This is a genomic window from Geothrix fermentans DSM 14018 (assembly GCF_000428885.1).
Lineage (GTDB): Bacteria > Acidobacteriota > Holophagae > Holophagales > Holophagaceae > Geothrix > Geothrix fermentans.
Genome location: NZ_AUAU01000025.1, coordinates 1 through 22,342, shown reverse-complemented (window position 1 = coordinate 22,342; position 22,342 = coordinate 1). Strand labels below are relative to the sequence as shown.

General features: G+C 71.2%; 20 protein-coding genes. 4 read left to right on the top strand and 16 right to left on the bottom strand.

The features are described 5' to 3' along the window. Positions 1–26: 26 nt before the first annotated feature. Both fmt and def read right to left on the bottom strand, forming a co-directional pair. Positions 27–947 carry a methionyl-tRNA formyltransferase gene (fmt, locus tag G398_RS17350; protein ID WP_043484509.1) on the bottom strand — a complete coding sequence of 307 codons (921 nt, stop codon included), beginning with the start codon at positions 945–947 and terminating at the stop codon, positions 27–29. Then, positions 944–1,447, bottom strand: coding sequence for a peptide deformylase (def, locus tag G398_RS0109000; RefSeq protein WP_026853361.1), 504 nt, complete (start codon positions 1,445–1,447; stop codon positions 944–946). The genes fmt and def overlap by 4 nt, the downstream gene beginning before the upstream one ends. 97 nt (positions 1,448–1,544) lie before the next feature. Between def and G398_RS0108995 the strand changes: the two genes are divergently transcribed. Further along, the gene (locus G398_RS0108995; RefSeq protein ID WP_026853360.1) at positions 1,545–3,449 is read left to right on the top strand and encodes a peptidylprolyl isomerase; all 1,905 of its coding nucleotides are present in this window, start codon (positions 1,545–1,547) and stop codon (positions 3,447–3,449) included. A 24-nt stretch (positions 3,450–3,473) separates the two neighbouring features. On the opposite strand, the gene G398_RS17345 is transcribed toward G398_RS0108995, so the two are convergent. The 3 genes from G398_RS17345 to G398_RS17340 all read right to left on the bottom strand — a co-directional run bounded on the left by G398_RS17345 (position 3,474) and on the right by G398_RS17340 (position 6,627). Then, entirely contained in the window at positions 3,474–4,085 is a 612-nt protein-coding gene (locus G398_RS17345; RefSeq protein WP_052571720.1) for an ATP-binding cassette domain-containing protein, read from the bottom strand. 56 nt (positions 4,086–4,141) lie between these two features. Then, on the bottom strand, positions 4,142–5,410 hold the full coding sequence (gene serS / locus G398_RS0108985; protein ID WP_026853359.1) for a serine--tRNA ligase: 1,269 nt from the start codon (positions 5,408–5,410) through the stop codon (positions 4,142–4,144). Between the two features lie 209 nt (positions 5,411–5,619). After that, the gene (locus tag G398_RS17340) at positions 5,620–6,627 is read right to left on the bottom strand and encodes an asparaginase (protein ID WP_052571719.1); all 1,008 of its coding nucleotides are present in this window, start codon (positions 6,625–6,627) and stop codon (positions 5,620–5,622) included. A gap of 96 nt (positions 6,628–6,723) precedes the next feature. Here G398_RS17340 and G398_RS0108975 point away from each other — a divergent pair, with 96 nt between their 5' ends. Next, complete coding sequence (locus tag G398_RS0108975; protein ID WP_157492353.1) at positions 6,724–7,626, top strand: YoaK family protein; 903 nt, start codon at positions 6,724–6,726, stop codon at positions 7,624–7,626. Between the two features lie 12 nt (positions 7,627–7,638). On the opposite strand, the gene G398_RS19605 is transcribed toward G398_RS0108975, so the two are convergent. From G398_RS19605 to G398_RS0108960, 3 genes are all read right to left on the bottom strand, one after another. Then, on the bottom strand, positions 7,639–8,283 hold the full coding sequence (locus G398_RS19605; RefSeq protein WP_052571718.1) for a RomY N-terminal domain-containing regulatory protein: 645 nt from the start codon (positions 8,281–8,283) through the stop codon (positions 7,639–7,641). Positions 8,284–8,325: 42 nt separating this feature from the next. Continuing rightward, positions 8,326–9,702: a response regulator gene (locus tag G398_RS21940; RefSeq protein WP_026853357.1), complete on the bottom strand. Its 1,377-nt coding sequence runs from the start codon at positions 9,700–9,702 to the stop codon at positions 8,326–8,328. A gap of 109 nt (positions 9,703–9,811) precedes the next feature. After that, positions 9,812–11,116 carry a hypothetical protein gene (locus tag G398_RS0108960; RefSeq protein ID WP_169720638.1) on the bottom strand — a complete coding sequence of 435 codons (1,305 nt, stop codon included), beginning with the start codon at positions 11,114–11,116 and terminating at the stop codon, positions 9,812–9,814. A 49-nt stretch (positions 11,117–11,165) separates the two neighbouring features. Here G398_RS0108960 and G398_RS17330 point away from each other — a divergent pair, with 49 nt between their 5' ends. Next, positions 11,166–11,690, top strand: a complete 525-nt coding sequence (locus tag G398_RS17330; protein ID WP_052571717.1) for a class IV adenylate cyclase — start codon at positions 11,166–11,168, stop codon at positions 11,688–11,690. Positions 11,691–11,812: 122 nt separating this feature from the next. Here G398_RS17330 and G398_RS0108950 read toward each other — a convergent pair whose 3' ends face one another. Continuing rightward, positions 11,813–12,967 (bottom strand): trans-sulfuration enzyme family protein, encoded by a 1,155-nt coding sequence (locus G398_RS0108950; RefSeq protein ID WP_026853355.1) that lies wholly within the window; start codon positions 12,965–12,967, stop codon positions 11,813–11,815. 42 nt (positions 12,968–13,009) lie between these two features. On the opposite strand from G398_RS0108950, the gene G398_RS0108945 reads away from it, so the two are divergent. Further along, positions 13,010–13,420, top strand: coding sequence for a hypothetical protein (locus G398_RS0108945; RefSeq protein ID WP_157492351.1), 411 nt, complete (start codon positions 13,010–13,012; stop codon positions 13,418–13,420). A gap of 3 nt (positions 13,421–13,423) precedes the next feature. Here G398_RS0108945 and G398_RS19600 read toward each other — a convergent pair whose 3' ends face one another. The 7 genes from G398_RS19600 to mreB all read right to left on the bottom strand — a co-directional run bounded on the left by G398_RS19600 (position 13,424) and on the right by mreB (position 22,261). Beyond that, positions 13,424–14,791 (bottom strand): serine/threonine-protein kinase, encoded by a 1,368-nt coding sequence (locus G398_RS19600; protein ID WP_052571716.1) that lies wholly within the window; start codon positions 14,789–14,791, stop codon positions 13,424–13,426. Positions 14,792–14,853: 62 nt separating this feature from the next. Further along, on the bottom strand, positions 14,854–16,854 hold the full coding sequence (ligA, locus tag G398_RS17320; protein WP_043484507.1) for an NAD-dependent DNA ligase LigA: 2,001 nt from the start codon (positions 16,852–16,854) through the stop codon (positions 14,854–14,856). Continuing rightward, a complete protein-coding gene (gene rodA, locus G398_RS0108925) occupies positions 16,854–17,939 on the bottom strand; it encodes a rod shape-determining protein RodA (RefSeq protein WP_026853353.1) in 1,086 nt (361 codons plus the stop codon). The genes ligA and rodA overlap by 1 nt, the downstream gene beginning before the upstream one ends. Further along, entirely contained in the window at positions 17,936–19,822 is a 1,887-nt protein-coding gene (gene mrdA / locus G398_RS0108920; RefSeq protein WP_157492350.1) for a penicillin-binding protein 2, read from the bottom strand. The genes rodA and mrdA overlap by 4 nt, the downstream gene beginning before the upstream one ends. After that, positions 19,822–20,310: a hypothetical protein gene (locus tag G398_RS0108915; RefSeq protein ID WP_026853351.1), complete on the bottom strand. Its 489-nt coding sequence runs from the start codon at positions 20,308–20,310 to the stop codon at positions 19,822–19,824. Before G398_RS0108915 ends, mrdA begins: the two co-directional genes overlap by 1 nt. Beyond that, on the bottom strand, positions 20,307–21,197 hold the full coding sequence (mreC, locus tag G398_RS0108910; RefSeq protein ID WP_026853350.1) for a rod shape-determining protein MreC: 891 nt from the start codon (positions 21,195–21,197) through the stop codon (positions 20,307–20,309). Before mreC ends, G398_RS0108915 begins: the two co-directional genes overlap by 4 nt. A 20-nt stretch (positions 21,198–21,217) precedes the next feature. Further along, positions 21,218–22,261, bottom strand: coding sequence for a rod shape-determining protein (mreB, locus tag G398_RS0108905; RefSeq protein WP_026853349.1), 1,044 nt, complete (start codon positions 22,259–22,261; stop codon positions 21,218–21,220). Positions 22,262–22,342 lie beyond the last annotated feature (81 nt).

The following is a 22,342-nucleotide window of genomic DNA, read 5'->3' as shown; positions in this document are numbered from 1 at the left end:
CTGTTAATCCTGTCCCCGTCTTTCGATCAGCTGAGTGCCCGGCTGCCGGTGGCGCCCCAGGGCTGGAGGGCCTGGAGGGCAGGCTGGACGGGCTTGCCGGGGCGCTGGAGCTGGGTGAGTTCCAGGGCGCCGTCGGGGGTGGTGAGCCAGGCGCCCTCCTTGCCCCACAGGATCTGGCCCGGCTCGCGGTAGCAGGTGCGCAGGATCCCCACGCCGCAGACCTTGAGGGGCTGGCCCTCCACCTGCAGCTCGGTGCCCGGCCAGGGCCAGAGGGCGCGGACCTGGCGGTGCAGCTCCGCCGCGGGGCGGTGCCAGTCCAGCCGGCCCATGTCCTTGCGGAGCTTGGAGGCGTAGGTGGCCCCCTCGTGGCGCTGCTCCAGGGGCCGGCCGCAGCCGCAGAGCAGGAGGGGCAGCTGGTCCATGAGGAGCTCCGCCGCGTCCGTGGACAGGGCCGCCAGCAGGCTCTCGGCCGTGTCCCCCTGGCCGATGGGGCGGCGGGACTGGGCCAGGACCGGCCCCTCGTCCAGCCCCTCCGTGAGCCGCATGAGGCTGACCCCGGTCTCCTCGTCGCCGGCCAGGAGGGCGTGGTTGACCGGGGCGGCGCCGCGCCAGCGGGGCAACAGGGAGAAGTGCAGGTTCCAGACGCCGTTGGCGCAGGACTCCAGCATCCAGCGGGGCAGCAGGTGCCCGTAGGCCACCACCACCGCCAGGTCGATCTCCAGGGATTCCCACAGGGCCCGGGTCTCCGGCGCCTTCCAGGTCAGGGGTTGGTGGACCGGCAGGCCCAGCTCCAGGGCCGCCAGCTTCACCGGCGGCGACTCCAGGTGGCGCCCCCGGCCCGCGGGCCGGTCCGGGTTGGAGAACACCGCCGCCACGCCCTCCTCGGCCAGAGCCCGGAGGGCCGGAACGGCCGCGCGGGGGGTGCCGAGGAACGCGATGCGGGTCATCCGCGGGCCTGTTTCTGGTATTTGCGCTGGATGACCTGGCGCTTCACGGGGCCGAAATACTCCACGAAGAGGCGCCCGCGCAGATGGTCGATCTCATGGCAGAAGGCCCGGGCCAGCAGGTCCTCGCCCACCAGCTCGTGCCAGCTCCCGTCCTTGGTCCGGTTGCGGATGGCCACCTTCTGGGGGCGCTCCAGCACTTCCCGGATGCCGGGGATGGACAGGCAGCCCTCGGGGCCCACCTGGCTGCCCTCTTCATGGGTGACCTCGGGGTTGATGAGGATGAGCTTCTGGGCCGGGTCTTCGCCGCAGGAGCAGTCGATCACCGCCAGGTTCAGGTTCACGCCGATCTGAGGCGCGGCGAGGCCCACACCCTCCTCGTCGAGGGCGGTCTCGAACATGTCCGCCACCAGTTGCTCCAGCTCCGGGGTCCACGCCCCCACATCCTCGCTGTTCTTCTTCAATCGGGGATCGCCCCAGGTCAGTACGGGCAGGACGGCCATGCAAACACTCCAGCATTCCAGTGTAATCCAACAGGGGAGCCTGTCATATAAAGCGCCCCCGCGGTAATCTGGGAGGTCCGTGCCCCGGAGCCCCCGCATGCTGCGTTCCTTCCGTCAGGTCTTCAAATCCAACCGCACGCCCATGGCGGCGGTCATGATCGTCGTCCTCCTGGGACTGGTGGCCTATCTGGCCCCCTCAGGCCGGGTGGACACGCCGGATACGGTGGTGGCGCGGGTCTACGGCCGCGACGTGCTGCTTCGCGACCTGGCGGAGCACATGCAGGAGCTCTACCAGCGCTATGGCAAGCAGGCCAGCCCCGAGGCCCTCAAGCCCTTCGTCCAGTCCCAGGCCCTGCGCGACCTCATCAACCAGAAGCTCATGGAGGAGCTGGCGGAGCGGCACCACGTGGTGGTGACGGATGAAGAAGTCGGCGCCCGCCTGCGGGCCTTCCTGAAGCAGTACCCCATCCTCCTGGACGCCCAGGGCAACCTGAAGTCCACGGCGGAGCTGAAGCAGATCTTCCAGGAGACCGGCTTCAACCCGGCCCTCCAGGAGCGGAACCTGCGCAGCGAGCTGCTGCGCTCCAAGCTCATCCAGCAGGCGGCCGTGCAGGTGCCCGTGGACGGCGCCTGGCTGGCGGTGGAGGACCGCCTGCGCAATGAGAAGGTGGCCTTCCAGCAGGTCGCCCTGGCCGTGGATCCCGCCACCGTGGCCGATCCCGGCGACGGGACCCTGAAGCCCTTCTACAAGGCCGGCGGCGACCGCTTCCTCCAGCCCCCCCGCCGCGTCATCCAGTACGTGGCCGTGGACCGCGCCGCCCTGGGCAAGGACCTCCAGGTGGACGACGCCACCCTCAAGGCCGCCTTCGAGGCCCGCAAGAACGACTTCATCGAGTTCAAGGCCCGCCACATCCTCTTCAAGGCCGAAGGCGACACCCAGGCCCAGGAGGCCAAGGCCAAGGCCCAGCTGCTGCGCGAGCGCCTCGTGAAAGGACAGGACTTCGCCAAGGCCGCCGAGGAGCTCAGCGAGGATCCCAGCGCCAAGGGCAACGGCGGCGACCTGGGCTGGTTCCGCTTCCCCCAGATGCAGAAGCCCTTCTCCGAGGCCGCCGCGACCCTCAAGCCCGGCGAGATCAGCCAGCCCGTCCGCACCGTGTACGGCATCCACCTCATCAAGCTGGAGGGCCGCCGCGAGAAGCGCTTCGAGGACGTCAAGGAGCAGCTCGCCAAGGAGATCTCCGACGACCGCTTCAACGCCCGGGCCCAGGAGCGCCTGGAGCAGATCCGCAAGCGCGCCAACGGCGGCGACCTGGCCTCTGCCGCCAAGAGCCTGGGCAGCCAGGCCCAGCTCAGCCAGCCCTTCAGCAACGAGCCCGGCGCCCAGTCCGAGGGCCTGCCTGAGCTGGCCCAGCTTGCTGGCGAGACCTTCCGCCTGAAGGTGGGGGAAGTCTCCAAGCCCATGCGCTTCGCCGATCGCCACATCCTCTTCCGGGTGCAGGAGGAGCTGCCGGAGGCCGTGCCGCCCTTCAAGGAGGTCCGCGCCAAGGTCCTGGCCGCCTACCGCCTCGAGGAGTCCCGCAAGCAGGCCCTGGCCAAGGCGGAGCAGGCCCTGAAGACCGGCGGCCTCCAGGCCGTGGGTCCCGTCACCGACCAGGCCGCGGCCCCCCTCAGCGGCCTCCGCGACCTGGTGGCCCACCCCGGCATCCGCAAGGCCCTGTTGGACACGCCCGTGGGCCAGACCACGCCCCTGCTCTGGGCCCAGGACGGCAAGCTCTGGGCCGCCCGCATCACCTCCCGGGAGCCCGCCCCGGCCCTGACCTTCGAGACCCGCCGGACCCTCATCCAGGAGGTCCAGACCACCGAGGCCCAGAAGCTCCTCTCCGCGGAACTCCAGTCCCTCGACCAGGAGGGCCGCCTGCGCCCCGGCCTCAGCAGCTTCTGGGGCCACTTCGGCGGCATCTACGTGAACGCCAGCGCCGTCCAGGTGCCGGTGGAGGAGTAGCTCCTGGCTATCGGCTATCGGCTATCAGTTACTGACAGCTGACAGCTCCACCACCCGATCGCACAGGGTCTCCACGGCCGCCCCGTCGTGGCTGGCCATCAGCAGGGCCGTGCCTTCGGCCTTGAGGTCCAGCAGCAGGGCCAGCAGGTGGCCGGCCAGGGTGGGGTCCAGGGCCGAGAAGGGCTCGTCCAACACCAGCAGGGCCGGTTCCAGCATGAGGGCCCGGGCCAGGCAGAGCCGCTGGGCCAGGCCGCCGGACCACGCGGCGGGCCGCTGGTCCAGGGCCGGCTCGGGGAACTTCACGCGCGCCGCCATGTGGGCAGCCGCCTCGCGGCGGGTGGCCGGGGCCCCGCGCCCCCAGACCTCCAGCGGCTCCTGGAGGATCTCCCAACCCGTGCGGTGGGGCGGCAGGCTGGCGAGGGGATCCTGGAACACGGCCTGGATGCGCGGCCGGCGCTGGCGACGCTCCCGCTCCGGCAGGGGCGACCAGGGCTCGCCCTCCAGGAGGATCCGTCCTTCCGTGGGCTCCAGCAGCCCCAGCACCAGGTGCAGCAGCGTGGTCTTCCCCGCCCCGCTCGCGCCAACCAGGCCCAGGGCTTCGCCCGGAGCGATGGAAAAGGACGCATCCCTGATCACATCCCTTCCCATGCGCTGAAGGCGCAAGCCTTCAGCGCTAAGGACGGGAACGCCCCTCAGCGGATCACCTCGGCGCCGAGGTAGGGCCGCAGGGCCTCGGGCACGACGATGCTGCCGTCCGGCTGCTGGTAGTTCTCCAGGAGGGCCACCCAGGTGCGGCCCACGGCGAGGCCGCTGCCGTTCAGGGTGTTCACGAAGGCGGGCTTGCCCTCTCTGCCCTTCATGCGGATGTTGGCACGGCGGGCCTGGAAGTCGCCGAACCAGCTGCAGGAGCTGATCTCCCGGTAGGTGTTCTGGGAGGGCAGCCAGACCTCCAGGTCGTAGGTCTTCTGGCTGCTGAAGCCCATGTCGCCCGTGCAGAGCAGCACGCGGCGGTAGGGCAGGCCCAGGGCCTCGAGGATGGCCTCGGCGTTGGCCGTGAGCCGCTCCAGTTCGGCCTCGGCCTCATCGGCGGCGGCGAAGGTCACCAGCTCCACTTTGTGGAACTGGTGCTGGCGGATGATGCCCTTGGTGTCCTTGCCGTAGCTGCCGGCCTCGCTGCGGAAGCAGGGCGTGAAGGCGCAGTGGCGCAGGGGGAGCGCATCCGCAGCCAGGATCTCGTCGCGGTAGAGGTTGGTGACGGGGACCTCGGCCGTGGGGATGAGGTAGAGCGCCCCGCCGTCCCCGCGGGAGGTCTTGAAGAGGTCCTGCTCGAACTTGGGAAGTTGGCCCGTGCCGTACATGCTGTCGGCGTTCACCAGGTAGGGCGGGATCACTTCGGTGTAGCCCGCGGCGGTCTGGCGGTCGAGCATGAAGGCGATGAGGGCCCGCTCCAGCTTGGCGCCCAGGCCCTTCAGCACGGCGAAGCGCGCGCCGCTGAGCTTGGCGGCCCGGTCCAGGTCCAGGATGCCGAGCGCGGTACCCAGCTCCACGTGGTCCTTGGGCGCCTCGATCGCCGGAATCTGGCCCCAGCGCTTGATCTCCACGTTGGCATGCTCATCCTTTCCGGCGGGCACGCTGGCGTGGGGCGGGTTGGGGATGCCCGCCAGGAAGTCCTTGAAGGCAGCCTCGAGCTCGCGCTCTGCGGCCTCCAGGGCCTTGAGCTGGTCGCCCACCTCCCGCTGCTGGGCGATGAGGTGGTCGGCGTTCTCCTTGGCCCGCTTGAGGCGGCCCACCTCGTCGCTCACGCGGTTGCGCTCGGCCTTGAGGGCCTCCGCCTCCTGGAGCGCCGCCCGGCGCCGCTGGTCCAGCTCCTGATAGCGCGCCCGGTCCAGCGTGTAGCCCCGATCGGCCAGGCGGGCCGCCACGGCGTCGAGGTCGTTGCGCAGGAGGTTGGCGTCCAGCATGGTTTGATTTCCCAATAAACCATCAGTTTACCTAGCTCCAAACGCGCCTGTGGCGCGTTTGGAGAAGGCCTGCGGCCAAAAAGCCCGTCAAGCCTGCGACCACGCCCCGTCCGGCATCGGCTCCCCGGCCCTCCCGACCGCCGGGTGACGGAGGACACGCCAGTGGCGCGTCCAGAGTCGGCCCCCGGCGAGGAGGGAATCACGCGCCCTCAGACCTGCGACCACGCCCCCTCTTGCATGGGCTCCCCCGCCCACCGTACCCGGAAGGCCTCCCGCACCTCGTCGATGCCGCCGCCGGCGCCCAGCACGAGGCCGAGCTTCGCCAGGGCCGCCCAGCGGGTGTGCAGGCCGCCGGAGATGGCGCCCATGGACTCGATGCGGCGGCCCAGCTCGTAGGCGGAGAGGTCCACGCCGCCGTAGGGGCACTGGGAGATGACCACCACGGGCAGGCGCCGCCGCCGCGCATCCTCCAGTGCGCCCCGGAGGTCCTCCCGGTCCATGGGCAGGTTGCCGGCGCCGAAGGCCTGGATCAGCATGGCCCGCGCCTGGGCCGGAGCCGGGCTCCAGGCCATGCCGGGGTGGGGCGTCTGGGTGTGGATGGCCAGGTCCAGCCGGTCGCCGAGGCCCGGCGGCACCTGGCGGACGAACTGGCCCACCTCGGGATGGAGGAGGATCTCCGCGCCGATCTCCGCCAGGGGCGGCAGGTTGGGGCTCTGGAAGGCCTCGAACTGGTGGACGCTCAGCTTGTCCGCGGCCACGCCGCGGATCCAGTGGGTGCCGAAGCAGATGCCCACCTCGGGGATGCCGCGGCAGGCCAGGTCCACGGCGTTGACGAGGTTGCTGCGGGCGTCGCTGCGGACGAAGGCGAGGGGCCTCTGGCTGCCCGTGAGCACCACGGGCTTGCCCAGGTCCGCCAGGAGGAAGCCCAGGCAGGAGGCCGTGAAGGCCATGGTGTCCGTGCCGTGGATGATGACGAAGCCGTCGAAGGCCTGGGCCGCCGCGCGCACCCGCGAGGCCAGGAGGAGGATGTGCCCGGGCTCCAGGCAGGAGGAATCCTGGTTGAAGGGCACCTCCACGGAGAGGCGCGCCATCTGGCCCAGCTCGGGCACCTGCTCCAGCAGGTGGTCCAGGAAGCGCCCCGGGGCCAGGGAGGCGGGCTCGCCGCTGGGCATCATGCCGAGGGTGCCGCCCGTGTGGAGGAGGAGGATCGTCCGCATGCTTCCACCCTAATCGAAACGGGCCCTCCATCTCCATCGGCGCCGCTGGCCCGCCGGGGCCTCCGGATGGTTAACTGGGATGGGACTTCGCCCTCCATGCGCCGCATTCCCCGCTACCTCCAGCTGATCGCGGGCCGCTATCTCCGGCGGCTGCTGAGGACCCGTCTGTCCGGCCACCAGCTGCAGACGGCCGTGGAGACGGCCCTGGCCACCCTGCCCATCCAGGAGAAGCTCCTGGTGCGCGAGGGGGGCCTCCGCTCCGAAAGCCTGAACCGCCAGCTGGCCTGGGCCATGGCCTTCGTGGCCGGGGCCGTGAACGCCGGCGGCTTCCTGGCCGTGAGCCACTATACGTCGCATGTCACCGGCGTGGTCTCCTCCATGGCCGACGAGCTGGCCGACGGCGACCTCACCACGGCCTTGGCGGCCCTGGCCATGATGCTCAGCTTCCTGGCGGGGGCCTTCATCTGCACCACCCTGATCAGCTTCGGCCAGCGCCGGCGCATGCGCAGCCGCTACGCGCTGACCCTCGTGATCGAGGCCGTGCTGATGATGGTCTTCGGGCTCATGGGGAACCGCCTGCAGCAGGAGATCCGCTTCACGCTGCCCAGCACCGTCATGCTGCTCTGCTTCATCATGGGCATGCACAACACGGTCACATCCATCATCTCCGGCGCCGCCGTGCGCACCACGCACCTCACGGGCACGGTCACGGACATCGGCATCGAGCTGAGCCGCCTCACCTACGTGAACGTCCACCACCGCCACGGCCGGGAGCGCATCGTCGCCAACCGCCAGAAGCTCACGCTGCTGCTGCTGATCCTGGCCTCCTTCATCGTCGGCGGCGTGTCCGGGGCGCTCGGGTTCCGCCACATCGGCTTCAAGGTCACGGTGCCCCTGGCGGGCTTCCTGTGCTTCCTGGCCGCCCGCCCCCTGTTCCTGGAGATCCGGCTCCTGCTGCACCGCCTGCGCCGGCAGTGGGATCCCGACCATCCGGCCTGAGGCAGGACCGCCCTACAGGGCCACCACGGTGGCCTTCACCTCATCGAAGCCCTGGTCGCTGGCGCAGCTCACCACCACGGCGCACTGGCCGGGCTGGCTGGGCGGCAGCCGCACCTCACCGGCGAAGTTGCCGTCGCTCCCTGTGCGCCCCGTCAGGAGGCTGGTGGCCTTCTTCAGGCTGGACACGAGCTTCACCGTGACCTCGGCATCGGCCACGGGGCTCTGGCTCTGGCAGAGGCGAGCCCGCACGTGCACCCGGAAGGGCTCGCCGAAGGCGGGCTTCAGGGGCTGGTCCAGCACCAGCTCCAGGGTGTCCACATCGCCCTCCAGCTGGAGGAACTCCAGGATGGCCTGGTCCAGGGGCCGGTCGTTGAAGGCCTGCTGCTCCAGCAGGTCCGGCGGCGTCTGGTCGTACTTCCCGTTCTTGATGTCGCGGATGACCGCCCGGTGCTGCTCGTCCATGCGGCCCTGGATGGCCCCGTCGGACACCGGGGGCGCGGCGGTCAGGTCCTCGTAGGAGGAGCGGTAGCTGTCGAGGATCTCGCCGCCCACGTAGATGAGGGTCTCGATCTTGGGGTTCGAGACGCCCTTGTCCTCGGTCTGCACGTGGTAGACCCGGTTCCCGTGGCGGACATCGGTGTTGTAGCCGGTGATCATGGGAGGGGCCTGGAGGACGGGGATGCGGGGCGGGTCATGGGCTTATTTTTGCAATTTCCCCGCCAACTCCGGCATGATTTCCCACGCGATTTCGCGGACCACCTGATCGCCCATGCGGGCCACCACGGCCTTCACCAGGGCATCCATCAGCTGGGAGTCGGCCAGAAGTGCCTGGATCTGCGCAGGATCCATCTCGGCTGCCTGACCGGGCGCGGCAGGGGGCTGACCGAGGACGGCAGGGATGGCCGCCGCGATGGGCGCAGCCAGCGCGACCATGGGGATGGGTTCCGGCGGGACAGGCGCGGGGGCGATGGGCTCGGGAATGGAGATCGCCGGAGCGATCACCGGGGGTGGCGTCGCATGGGCCGCCTCGAGGGGTTCCGCGAAGGCGGCAGGCAGGGCCGCCGGGAGGACCGGGTGCCCCTCCGCCGCGGCGGGCGGCTCCGGCAGCGGCGGCAGCTCGAGGGCCCCGCCCAGCTCGTCGAGGGACTCGAGGCCGCTGAAGGAGAGGCTCTCCTCGGCCAGGGCCTCCGCCGCCGGGGGCGGCAGGGGGGGCAGCTCGTGGGTGAGGGTGTAGGCAGGGGGGACGTCGAGGGGGGCCGGGGGCAACAGGTCCAAGGCCGGATTGGCGGCCGGGATGGCGGTCGGTACTGCGGCCGGGGCCTGGGGCGCGAGATCCTGCAGGCCCTCCAGGTCCAGCTCCTCCAGCTCCAGGTGGACCTCGGCCGTGGCCAGCGGGGGAAGGCCCGGGACCTGGATTTCCGCAGGGGCGGCGACGGCTTCCGGGGCCTCCTCGGGCCAGACATCCTCGGCCGTGAGTACCAGCAGGTCGTCCTCCAGGGCCGCGGGCGCGGGGGGAGGTGCCAGGTCCAGGGGGGCGAAGGGCGCTTCGAAGGTCCGCGGGGCCTCGAGCTCCGGGGCCGGAGGCGGGAAGGCGAAGACCGGCGGAGCAGCGGGCGGGGCGGGGATCTCAAACACGGCCGGTGAGGCCAGGGGGGCGGGGGGGATCTCGAACACGGCCGGTGCGGCCAGGGGTTCGGGGGCCGGTGGCGCGGAGGCAAGGAGTGCCCGCACGCGGTCCCCCAGCTCGCGGAGCTCGATGGGCTTTTTCAGGAAGCCCTGGATGGGCGCCTGGGCGAGCCGGGTGGGATCCACAGGGTCCAGCACGCCGGCCATCAGGGCGATGGGCAGGCGGGCCGTGGCTTCCATCTCCCGCAGGCGGGCCAGCAGGGTCCAGCCATCCATGCCCGGCATGGCCGTGTCCACCAGGGCCACGTCGAAGTGCTCCCCCCGCCCGAAGCGGTCCAGGGCCTCGGCCGCGGAATCCACGCACACCAAGTCCACATCCGTGGGGGCGAGGAGGGATTCGGCGATGCGGTGGATGCTGGGGTTGTCGTCCACGAGGAGGAGGCGGGGCATCTGGGTACCTCGGGAGGCCGGGAGGAAGAAAGAGTGGCTGGGCACAACGCTACCAGAAATGTGCATTTCCAGCCTAAGGGAATGGGCCGGCCGGTGTCGTGAATCCGACCTACCGCAGCAGCTTCTTCAAGAGCCGTACCCGTTCGGCCTCCACCAGGCGGACCAGCAGCACGCGATCCCCCACCCAGATCCATGCGGCACCCAGCGGCTCGCGAAGGGCCACCTCGGGTCCGCCCGGCAGCCACCCCTTCACGGAGGCCCGCAGGTTCGTGGCGGCGCGCCACTCCGGACGGTAGGCCTCGATGAGCGCCTGACGCTGGCGCTCCGGCGGCAGGGCGCTTTCGTTCCAGCGCTGGTCCCACGCATCGAAAGCGCCATTCTCCCGCCACGCCCAGGCCGGATCCCAGGCGGGCCAGGGCAGCGCGCCCGCGGCCACCGGGGCCCATGCCACCGCATCCACGGGGCTGGTGCGCCTCGCCATGCCCTCCTCCGGCAGGGGCGCCGCCAGGGCCATGCGCTGGGGGGGCTGGGCCGTCAGGAGCCCCGGACCCGCGGCGGCGCGGCGCCACCGGCCGCCCAGGAGGCTCCAGGCCGACCAGCCCAGCACGCCCCCGTGCCACAGGCGATCCCCCCGGGGGAACCAGAAGCGGTCTCCCGCATGCCAAGGCAGCTCCAGGCGGGCGCCCGGCAGGTCCCGGCCGTCGTCGGACAGCGCCTCGGGCTTCGTGGCCAGGCCCCGGGGCGGCGGCGGGAGGCCCGGCTCATCCCAGGCGGCGAGGGTGGGCTCGCCGGTGTCCGCCTCGAGGGACAGGGCCGTCAACAGCAGGCGGGATTCGCCCCGGGGCTCGGCCTTCTCGAAGAAGCCCAGCAGGACCGCCTTCCCATCCCAGCTGAAGCGGCTCCAGGGGCCGGACTCCGTGGACCAGATCACGCGGCCCTCGGGCACCTCCAGCAGCCGGGTTTCGAAGCGGCCGTCGCCCATCTGGAGGGTGACCAGCAGGCGGTTCCCCCGGGCCGGATCCAGCCGCGCCGAGGCGAGGGGGGCGTCGAAGCGGTAGCGCCGCCACTCGAGCCCCCGCCACAGCACGACCTCGCTGCGCCCCTGGGGGCCGTTCAGGGCCAGGCCCTGGTCGCCCAGGTAGGGCGAAGCCGGCTCCCAGGGCGTGCCGAAGCCGCCTTCGAAGGGCCAGGGCTCGGACTGGTCCGGGTCCAGGGCGCCCTGGAAGCGGGGGGCCCAGCCGTCCTCCAGCCGCAGCTCCGCCAGGGATTCATAGCTCCCCAGGTTCATGACCGCCGGGACCTCCACGGCGGACACCCCCCCGGAGGTCACCGGACGCGGCGCCTGCACCACCGCGAAGAGCAGCAGCATGGCGGCGATGAAGAGGGTGGCGATGATGTACCGTTGGGGGATCACGAGGGGCGCCGGACGATGCCCCATCATGACCGAATCAGGACGCGCCACGATGAAGCACAAACCCGCCGTGGAAACCGAGCTCAAGCTGCGCATCCCCGCCACGGGGCCCTTCCGTCCCCTGCTGGAGGCCCTGGGCTTCCGCGAGACGGTCCGCGCCCAGGCGGAGGTGAGCGTGCTCTGGGACCGGAATGGCGAACTGCGCGCTGCGGGCTCGGCCCTGCGTACCCGGCGCTACGCGGGCGCCTTCCGCCTGACCTGGAAGGGCCCCAAGGTGCCCGACGCCATCCTCAAGATCCGCCCCGAGCACGAAACCGGCATCGGGGACGGTGAGGCCCTGGAAGCCATCCTCCGCGCCCTGGGCTTCGCCCCCGTCCTGCGCATGGAGAAGGTCCGCGCCGTCTGGGAGCGGGCGGAGCTGGAGGCCTGCCTCGACGAGACCCCCTTCGGCTGCTACCTGGAGCTGGAGGGCGATCCTCAGGCCATCCGCGCCGCCATGGAGGGCCTGGGCCTCGCCCCCGACCGCGCCGAGCCCCGCAGCTACCCGGAGCTGTACCAGGCGCACGGGCTGGGCTGAGGAACCAGAAAGCTGGAACACAGAAGTCGCAGAGGGCCACAGAAGACACAGAGAAAGGCTTTCCCGGTTCTTCTCTGCGTCCTCTGTGCGATCTCCGTGCCCTCTGCGTTCCGCTATTGTCTTTAGACCTTCAGCACCCGCTCCAGGTCCTCGATGAGGTCCTGCACGTCCTCCACGCCCACGCTGAGGCGAAGGAGGTTGTCGTTGATGCCGAGGCGCTGGCGGTCGGCCTCGGGGACGCTGCCGTGGGTCATGCTGGCGGGGTGGCAGACGAGGCTCTCCACGCCGCCCAGGCTCTCGGCCAGGGAGAAGACCTTGAACGAGGACGCCATGCGCCGCGTGCGCTCCGCGTCGCCCGTATCGAAGCTCACGATGCCGGAGAAGCCCTTCATCTGCTGCTTCGCGAGGGCGTGCTGGGGGTGGGACTCCAGGCCGGGGTAGTAGACGGCCTTCAGGTCCTTCCGGGCCTCCAGCCAGCGGGCGATGGTCAGCGCGCTCTGGTTGTGGCGCTCCATGCGCAGGTGGAGGGTCTTGGTGCCCCGCAGGATGAGCCAGGACTCCATGGGCGAGAGGATGCCGCCGGCGGCCTTCTGGTGGAAGCGCAGGGCCTCGGCCAGGTCGTCACGGTTGGTGATGGCGATGCCGCCGATGGAGTCGCTGTGGCCGTTCAGGTACTTGGTGGTGGAGTGGAAGACCAGGTCGGCGCCCAGCTCCAGGGGCCGCTGGTTGAAGGGCGTGGCGAAGGTGTTGTCCACGGCCAGCACGGCCGTGCAGCCGGCTTCCGTCATCACGCGCCGCGCGCCGGGGATGTCCGTGATGCCCAGCATGGGATTGGTGGGCGTCTCCAGCATCACGAGCTTGGTGTTGGGCCGCAGTGAGGCCTTGAAGGCCGCCAGGTCGCCCGTGTCCACCTGGGTGTAGGTGAGGCCGAAGCGGGTCATCACCTTGTCCAGCAGGCGGAAGGTGCCGCCGTAGACGTTGTCGCCCAGTACCACGTGGTCGCCGCTGGAGAGCTGCTCGAAGATGGCCTGCACCGCCGCCATGCCGGAGCCGAAGGCCATGCCGTGCCGGCCGCCCTCCAGAGCCGCCAGGTTGGCCTCCACCGCGTCGCGGGTGGGGTTGCGCACGCGGGCGTAGTCGAAGCCGCGATCCTGGCCCAGGCCGTCCTGGAGGTAGGTGCTGGTGAAGTAGACCGGCGTCATGAGGGCGCCGTTGTTGGGATCCGGGGTCTGGCCGGCGTGGATGCAGAGGGTGTCGAAGCGGCCTTGGGGATTCATGGGACCATCCTTCCTGGTCCTCCAGTGTGAAGGTGAGCGTCCATGAGGAAAAGCATCGTGTCGGTTTCTATGCTGGCGGTCCTCCTGGCTTGCCGATCCGACAAGCCCGAGGACCAGGTGCGCAAGGCCTTCAAGGGATGCGTGGCCGCCGTGGAGGCCGGCGACGCGGCGGCGGCCGCTGGCCCCCTGGATGCCGCCTTCCGGGGTCCCGAGGGCCTGGACAAGCCCGGGGCGCGGCTCTTCCTGGCGGGCCTCCTGCGGCGGGAGAAGGTGGGCATCACCGTGCTCCGCAACGAGGTCACCGTGCAGGGGGCCGAGGCCTTCCAGGAGGTGGACCTGCTCCTCACGGGGGGCGGCGGCCTCCTCCCCCGGGACGCCTCCCGGCGCGCCTTCGGCCTGCGCTGGCGGAAGACCGGCGGCGACTGGCGGATCACGGAGATCCAGGAGCGCTGAGCCTCAGCGCCCCAGGTAGGCCATGAACTCCTGGTGCAGGTCCAGGGGCAGGCGGCAGGTCTGCGCCTCCTCGTCCACGAGCTGGGCGCAGCGGGGCGCGGCCAGCAGGTGCGAGGCGGGGATCCCCCCGTCCCGGGCCCGGCGCAGGCTCTGCATCACCGCATCCATCCAGCCCAGGCGGTAGAGGGTGACCAGCAGCAGGGCGTGGGCCCGGGCATTGAAGGGATCGATCTCGATGGCCTTGAGCAGCTGCTTCCGGGTGGTCTCCAGGACATCCCTCCGCACCTCCGCCAGGTTGGCGGGATCTTCCCGGGTCGGGGCCGGCTCGGCGTCCGGGGGAGGGAGGGTCTCCAGATCCGGAAGCTGGATGGGGCCTGAGCCCCGCGGCCCGGATCGCCCAGCGGAGGACTCCTTCGCGGGCGGCGGCGTCCTCACCTTGATCGGAGTCACTTCCGCGGGGCTCCTCGGGGGGGCGGGAGGCGGCGGCGGAGGAGGCGCGGCCGGCCGGAAGGGCCGGGCCCCCGGGCCGTGGCGCTCCGGGTCCCAGCGCCAGGCGGGGTCCCGGGCCTCCCGCAGCGCGGCGGACAGATCTTCGGCCACCTGGAAGCGCCGGACCGGATCCTTGGCCAGGGCGCAGAAGACGAGGGCCTGCACATCGCGGCTGATGCCCTGGAAGGCCGTGGGCAGGAGGGGCGGCGGCGTCTCGTGCAGCAGGCGGTAGATGGCGGAGCCGGGGCTGGGCCCGTCGAAGGGCGGGATGCCCGACAGGGCCTCGTAGAGGACCACACCCACCGCGAAGAGGTCGCTGCGCGCGTCGGCGCGGCCGCTCTGGAGGTACTCCGGCGCCATGTAGTTGACGGTGCCGTACACCTTGCCCTCGTCCGTGGTGTCCGAGTTGAAGATCTTGGCCACGCCGAAGTCCAGCACCTTGGCCTGGAGGGCCTTCCCGTCCCATACCACGCGGATGTTGGAGGGCTTGATGTCCCGGTGGAGCACCTGGTGGCGGTGGGCCACGGCCAGGCCGTCGCAGACCTGGGCCAGGACCTCGAGGATGTCCCGGGGCGCCAGGGTGCCGGCCCGGATGAGGGTGCCCAGGTCCTCGCCCTTCACCAGCTCCATGGCGAGGTAGAGCACGCCCTGCTCCTCGCCCATCTCGTGGACGGTGACGATGTTCGGATGGTTCAGGGCCCCGGCGGCCCGGGCCTCCCGGGCGAAGCGCTCCCGGGCCTCTTGACCCGCCGCCGCCGAGGCCTGGATGACCTTGATGGCCACCTCGCGGCCGATGATGGGATCGCGGCCCACATAGACATCCCCCATGCTTCCCTGGGCCAGCAGCCGGAGGATGTCGAACTTGCCAAGGCGCGTGAGCACGGAACTTTCCAATCGGAAGGACCTGATCATGTGGCGATCAGAAGGTTCCGTCCAGGGCTTTATCAGTCTCCCAGGCCCCGCAGCCAGGCCTCGTCCCGCACGGTGATGCCCAGGGCCTCGGCCTTGGCCAGCTTGGATCCGGCCTTCTCGCCGGCCACCAGGAGTGTGGTCTTGGCGCTGACGCTGCCGGTGACTTTCGCGCCGAGGCGCTTGAGTAGGGCCTCGGCCTCCTCGCGGGAGAGCGTGGGCAGGGTGCCGGTGACCACCGCGACCTGGCCCGAGAGCGGCAGGCCGCCCAGGTTCCGGGCCTCCGGGGGTGCGGGTGCCACGCCCAGCGCGGCCAGGCGCGCCGGCAGGTCCGGATGCAGCGCCGCGAAGGCCCGGAGGGCCGCGGCCACCTTGGGACCCACTTCCTCCACGGCCTGCAGGCGCGTCTCCTCCTCGGCCCACAGGGCCTCCAGCGAGGGGTGGGCCTCCGCCAGCAGCTCCGCCGTGCGGGCGCCCACCATGGGGATGCCCAGGGCGTGGATCCACCGCCAAAGCGGCTTGGTTCGGGCCGCTGTCAGGGCGTCCATCAGGTTCTGGGCCGACTTCTCGGCCATGCGCTCCAGGTTGGCGAGGTAGGCCAGGCCACTCCGGGGCTCCTCCAGGAGCGTGAAGATCTCCCAGGGCTGCTGGAACCGGCCCGAGGCCACGAGCTGCTCCACCAGGGCCTCTCCCAGTCCCTCGATGTCCAGGGCGGACCGCCCGCCGAAGTGGAGCATGCGGGCCACCAGCTTGGCGGGGCACTCGGGGTTGAGGCAGCGGATGGCCACCTCGGCATCATCGGCCTTGCCCACCTCGCCGCCGCAGACGGGACAGGCGGCGGGAATCTCCGGCGCCGGCAGGTCGCGGGCCTCCTCGCCGGGCACCAGGGCCACCACCTTGGGGATGACCTCCCCGCCCTTCTCGATGAAGACGCGGTGGCCGATTCTCAGGCCGAGCCGGCCCAGCTCGTCGGCATTGTGAAGCGTGGCCCGGCGCACGGTGGAGCCCGCCACCTCTACGGCCTCCAGCTCCGCCACGGGCGTGAGCTTGCCGGTGCGGCCCACCTGCCAGGTGATGCCCAGCACGGTGGTGGTCACCTGGGTGGCCGGGTACTTGAAGGCGACGGCCCAGCGGGGCACGCGGTCCGTGGCGCCCAGGCGCTTTTGGAGCGCGGGATCCAGGAGCTTCAGCACCACGCCGTCCGTGTCGAAGGGCAGCTTCAGGCGGGCCTCGGCCTGGGTGGCGATGAAGGCCAGCACCGCCTCCAGATCGCCCGCGGCGTGGCCGGGCATGACCCCGAAGCCCCACCGGCCCAGGTGGGCCATGGACTGGGCGTGGTCCTCCTCCTGGCCCTCGCCCCAGAGCACCTGCCACGGCAGGAAGGACAGGCCCCGGGCGGCCACCTCGCGGCTGTCCAGCAGCTTCATGGTGCCGCTGGCGGCGTTGCGCGGGTTGGCGAAGCGGGCCTCGCCCCGCGCATCCCGCTGGCGGTTCAGCTCCTCCCAGCGCTTGCGGGAGAGGAACACCTCGCCGCGCACGGTGAGCGAGGCCGGCGCCTCGCCGGGCAGCCGCATGGGGATGTCGGCGATGGTCCGGGCGTTCTCCGTGACGAGCTCGCCGGTCTCGCCGTCGCCGCGGGTGAGGGCTTCAACCAGCTCCCGCCCCTCGTAGCGCAGCGACAGGGAGAGTCCGTCCACCTTCAGCTCTGCCGCGTACCGCGGCTCGGCCTCGGGTGCCAGCTTGCGCCACTTGGCCTCCCACTCCCGCAGCTCGGCCTCGGAGTAGGCGTTGTCCAGGCTCAGCATGGGCACGGCGTGGCGGCGCTTCTCGAAGGCGTCCACGGGCGGCGCGCCCACGCGCAAGGTGGGGCTGTTCGGGTCGGCCAGATCCGGGTGGGCGGCCTCCAGGTCGCGCAGCTCCCGCTCCAGGGCGTCGTACTCGGCATCCGAGACCGTGGGCTGGTCCAGCACGTAGTAGCGGTGCCGGTGCATCCGCACCGCCTCGGCCAGCTGCTTCATCCGGGCCCGCAGATCCATCACTTCACCCTCGACCGGTACAGGATGCCCATGATGAGGCCCAGCGCGAGGAAGAAGCTGAGGGTGCTGCTCCCCCCGGCGCTGAAGAAGGGCAGCACCATGCCCTTGTTCGGCAGGGCGCCGGCCACCATGCCCACGTTCACCATGAGGTGCAGGGCGAAGATGCCCGCGGCCCCGGCGCAGAAGTAGGCCTCGGCATTCGTATGGGCGGCCTTGGCTGCGTCGAGGATGCGGCTGAGCAGGAGCCCGAAGAGCCCCAGGGCCAGCAGCACGCCCAGGAAGCCCCGCTCCTCCGCCCACACGCTGAAGGCGAAGTCCGTGGTCTTCACGGGGAGGAAGTTCAGCTGGGTCTGGGAGCCGCTGGTGAAGCCCTTGCCGATGAGGCCCCCGGCGCCGATGGCGATGCGGCTCTGGTTCACCTGGTAGCCCTTGCCCTGGAGGTCGCTGGAGGGATCCAGGAAGATCATCACCCGCTGCTTCTGGTAGGGCTTGAGGGCGACCTTCCAGGCGCCGAAGCCGCCCACGGTGACGAGCAGGACCAGGGCCACCACCCAGCGCATCCGGAGCCCCTTCATGAGGGGGATGATCAGCAGGATGGGCAGGAAGCTGAGGGCCATGCCGAGGTCAGGCTGGCGCTGGACGAGCAGCATGGGGAAGGCCACCAGGCCCACGGCGCCCAGCAGCTCCAGGCGGCCGATGCTGTCCGCCGGCCGCGAGCCCAGGCGCTGGGACACGTAGAGGAGCGTCACCCACTTCATGAGCTCCGAGGGCTGGAAGGTCTGGCCCCCCACCACGAACCAGCGGGTGGCGCCGCCGATCTTCTTGCCCACCACCAGCACCGCCAGCAGGGCCGCCAGGCCCAGCAGGTAGGCGGCGAAGCTGTAGCGGAGGACGCGGCGGGGGTGGGTGTTCGCCAGCAGGAGCATCAGGGCCAGGCCCATGAGGTTCCACACGGTCTGCTTGAGCCAGATGGCGGCCTGGGGCGTGTTCCGCCCGGCGGAGAAGAGCGTCAGCGTCCCCAGCAGCATGAGGGCGAGGATGACCCCCAGCAGACGCGGATCCAGGGCCCGCAGGCGTTCCTTCATTCCGCCACCTCCGGCGCCGGGGCGAAGGGGTCCACCATGCGGCCGCGGGGCGGCGGCAGGGGATTCTTCAGGCGGTCCACGAACCAGTACTTCACGAGCTTGGCCGCGATGGGCGCGGCGGCCGTGGAGCCGAAGCCCGCGTTCTCCACCACCACCGCGAAGGCGATCTGGGGCCGGTCGTGGGGCGCGTAGCCCGCGAAGAGGGCGTGGTCCTTCAGGTGCTTGGCCTGGCGGGCGTAGTGGCTCTTGTCCACGAAGGTGGCCACCTGGGCCGTGCCGGTCTTGCCGACGAACGGGGCCTCCCGGGCCACTTCCCGGATGAAGGGGTTGGCCGCGGCCGTCCCGCTCTGGACCACCTCGTGCAGGCCCTCATCCAGGACCGCCCACATGCGGGGATCGAGCGGGGTCTCCTTGGCGGGCGGAACTGGCCCGGGCTCCAGGGCATTGGTCTGGTCGCCGCGGAACCCGTAGAAGAGGTGGGGCGTGAGCAGCTTCCCCCTGGTGGCCAGGGTGGCGTAGAAGCGGGCCAGGCCGATGGGCGTGACGCCCACGGCGCCCTGCCCGATGCCCACGCTGATGGTCTCGCCGGCGTACCACTTGGGATCCTTGGGCACGGCCTTGCGCTTCCAGGCCCGGCTGGGGATGCGGGTCCGCTTCTCCCGGGGCAGGTCGATGCCCGTGCGCTCCGTCAGGCCGTACTTCTCCGCCGTGGCGTAGATGTCGTCCACATCCAGGCGGGAGGCCACCTCGTAGAAGTAGACGTCGCAGCTCTGGGCGATGGCCTGCACCAGGCTCAGGCCCCCGTGCCCCGTGGGCTTGTCGCAACGGAAGTCGCGGCCGTAGAAGTTCTTCTTCCCCGCGCAGTAGATGACGGTCTGCGGCGTGATCACGCCCTTCTCCAGGCCCGCCAGGGCCACCAGCAGCTTGAAGGTGGAGCCCGGCGCGTAGATGCCCTGGATGGCCCGGTTCACCATGGGCCGGGTGGGGTTGTTCAGGTAGCGGTCCACCATGTCCTGGCTGAGGCGGTTGAGGAAGAGGTTGGGATCGTAGGAGGGGCTGGAGTACATGGCCAGGATGCCGCCGTCACGCAGATCCAGCACGACCGCGGCCCCGGCCTCCTCGCCGTAGGCGTCCTGCATCACCTTCTGGAGACCCGCGTCCAGGGTGAGGTAGAGGCTGCGGCCCGGCGCCGCATCCGTCTGCCCGAAGTTGGCCACTTCGGTGCCCAGCTGATCCACCAGGATGCGCTTCTGGCCGTCCACGCCCTTGAGCTTGTCGTTGCCGCTGGCCTCGAAGCCCTCCTTGCCGATGGTCTCGCCCAGGCGGAAGACGCCGGGCTTGGCCTTCATCAGCTCGTCGTCCACCTCCCCCACGTAGCCGAGCACATGGCCCGCCAGCTCGTCGCCCAGGTAGACGCGGCGCGGAGCCACATCCACGCTGAGGAAGGAGAAGCGGGCCCGGACGCGCTCCGCCAGGGCGATGCCCGACTCGTCCAGGTTCTCCTTGAGGACCAGGGGCCTACCCTTGCCCGCGAAGCGGTAGCTCTGGATCTTCCGCGCGAGGGAGGCCGGATCCAGGTCCAGAGCCTGTGCCAGGGCCTCCACCACCTCGGGCCGGGAGGGCAGGTCCTCCCGCTGGATGACCAGGTGCAGGGCCCGGCGGTTGTCCACCAGGCGGTAGCCGTTGCGGTCCAGCACCAGGCCCCGGGGCGCGGCGATGGGGCGCACCTTCACGGCCTGCTGCATGGCCAGCTGCTTGAACTCGCCGTGCCGCACCAGCTGGAGCCACGCGTAGATCAGGATCAACACGGCCACCAGGCTCCAGGCCAGGGCCTTGAACACCCCGAGGCGGCGGTGGAGGAGGGGGCGCTGCCGGGGATCCATCAGCCCCGCCGCGGGGAGGCCCCGGCGTACAGCGCCCGCCAGGCTGCCCAACCCCACAGGGGCAGGCTCAGCAGGGACCAGAACCAGCCCGGACCCCAGGCGTGGGGCCCGGCGGCCAGCCGCACGGCCAGGTGCGCCAGGAGGGTGTGGGCCACCACCAGCCCCGCCAGCCGCGAGAGCCAGCCCTTGAACCCCTCCAGGGGCCAGCGGCCGGCCATCCAGCCCGCCAGCAGGACCATAGTCATGTCCGCCCAGGCCGTGCCGCCCAGGTGGGGGTAGAGCCGCAGGGTTCCCTCCAGGGCCCAGCCCCCGGCGGCGGCCCAGAGGGCGCTGCCGAGGGGTGATCCGGCCCGGGGGGCCAGGGCCAGCACCAGCGCCACGTGGACCACCGCCTGGAGGCGCGGGAAGGGCGCGCAGAGGAACACGAGCCCCAGGGCGATGGCACAGAGGAGGTGCTGGCGGAGGGCGGAAGGGGCCGGGATCCTCATGGTGTCACCCCCCGCTTGCGCTGCGGCTTCTGCTCCGGGGCCACGAAGGGCGGCTGGACCTCCACCGGCGGCTGGGGCGGCAGCAGGAGCACGGTGGAGATCCGGTCCAGGGGCGCCGACAGGTTCACCACCACCCGCAGCTCCAGATCGCCCTGGGCCACCTCGGCCACGTAGCCCACCAGGAGGCCCCGGGGGAACACGCGGTCCAGGCCCGAGGTGAGCACCGCCTCTCCCGCCTGCACCACCTCCTGGTTACTGATGTAGCGGATGAGGGCCCGCCCGGAGCCCTGCCCCTGGAGCACGCCCGTGGCGCGGCTGCGCATGAGCATGACGGCCACGGAGGCGTTGGGGGCGTCCGCGGGCAGGATCTTGGCCTGGGTGGGCCCGACGGACCAGAGCCGGCCCACGATGCCCTCGGGCACCAGCACACCCTGGTCCGGCACCAGGCCCAAGTCCCGGCCCCGGTCGAGGATCAGGCCACCGAAGGCCGCGGGCCGCGTGCTGAAGATCACCCGGGCGGCCTTGAGATCCAGGGGGATCTGCCGCTTGAGCCCCAGGAGGCGCACGGCCTCATCGGCCTCCGCCAGCCGGGGCGCCTCCTGGGCGGCCTGGGTCCTGAACTGGGAGAGCTCCGCCGCCAACCGCTGGTTCTCGGCCCGGGTCTCCGCGAAGCTGCGGGCGGCCTCCCGGCGCTGGGTCCGCCACTGGGTCCAGCGCGCGGCCAGGCCCTGGGAAGGCCGGGACAGGGTGCCGGCCACGTTCGTCCAGTGGCGTCCCGGGGCCGGGCCGAGCAGGGCCCAGATGCCGTGCCCCAGCCAGAGGAGGACGAGAAGGAGGCGCTGCCACCCTGCGCGGCTCCATCCCCACTTGGCTGCGCGGAGGGCCATCTGTCGAACCTCCCGCTAGGCTAGTCGAGGATCTGGATGCGGCGCAGGAGCGGAATGTTCTCCAGGAGGAGCGCGGTGCCCCGCACCACGGCGGTCTGGGGATCCTCGGCGCGGAAGACCGGCAGGTGGGTCTCCTTGCGCAGCCGCTCGTCCAGGCCCTGGATGAGGGAGCCGCCGCCCGTGAGGCAGATGCCGCGGTCGATGAGGTCCGCCGCCAGCTGGGGGGGCGTCTCGTTGAGGGCCTTGCGGACCAGGTCGATGATGGCGTTGATGGGCTCGGCCAGGGCCTCGCGGATCTCCGCGTCGTTGAGCGTGAGCGTCTTGGGCAGGCCCTCGAACTGGTCCCGGCCGCTCACCTCCATGGTGCGGGTCAGCTCCGAGGGGAAGGCGGAACCCAGCGTCCACTTCACCTCCTCGGCCGAGGCCTCGGAGATGAGCACGTTGTACTTCTCGCGGATGTACTTGATGACCGCCTCGTCCATCTCGTCGCCGGCGATGAGGATGGAATCCGAGAACACCTTGCCGTTGTAGCTGATGACGGCCACGTCCGTGGTGCCGCCACCGATGTCGACGATCATGCAGCCGCGCTTCTCGTTGATGGCCAGGCCGGCGCCGATGGCGGCCACCATGGTCTGGTCCACGATGAAGACCTCGCCGGCCTTGGCGTCGTAGCAGACCTGCTTCACGGCCCGGCGGGCCACCTGGTGGGCCCGGGGCGGCACGCTCACCACGATGCGGGTGCGGGCGATGCCCCGGTTGGGGCGGGCCTTGGCGATGAACTGGGCCAGCATCTTCTCGGCGGCATCCACCTCGAAGATCATGCCGTCCTTCATGGGACGGATGGTCCGGACGCCCTGGGGGGCCCGGCCCAGCAGCTGCTTGGCCTCGTCGCCCACGGCCTCCACATCATGGGTGACCGTGTTCACCGCCACGATGGAGGGCTCGTAGATGACGATGCGGCCCGCCTGCTTGGTATGGATCAGGGTCGAGGCCGTGCCAAGGTCGATGGCGAGGTCCGAATTGAAGATGTTGGACCAGAACTGGCTGGAGAAAATGCTGGCCACTGTCGGCTCCCCGGGAACCTCTTAGGGTGCCATGAACCGCCCCCCCGGGCCAGCCAAGGGGTCCCGACCATGTGGGTCGCG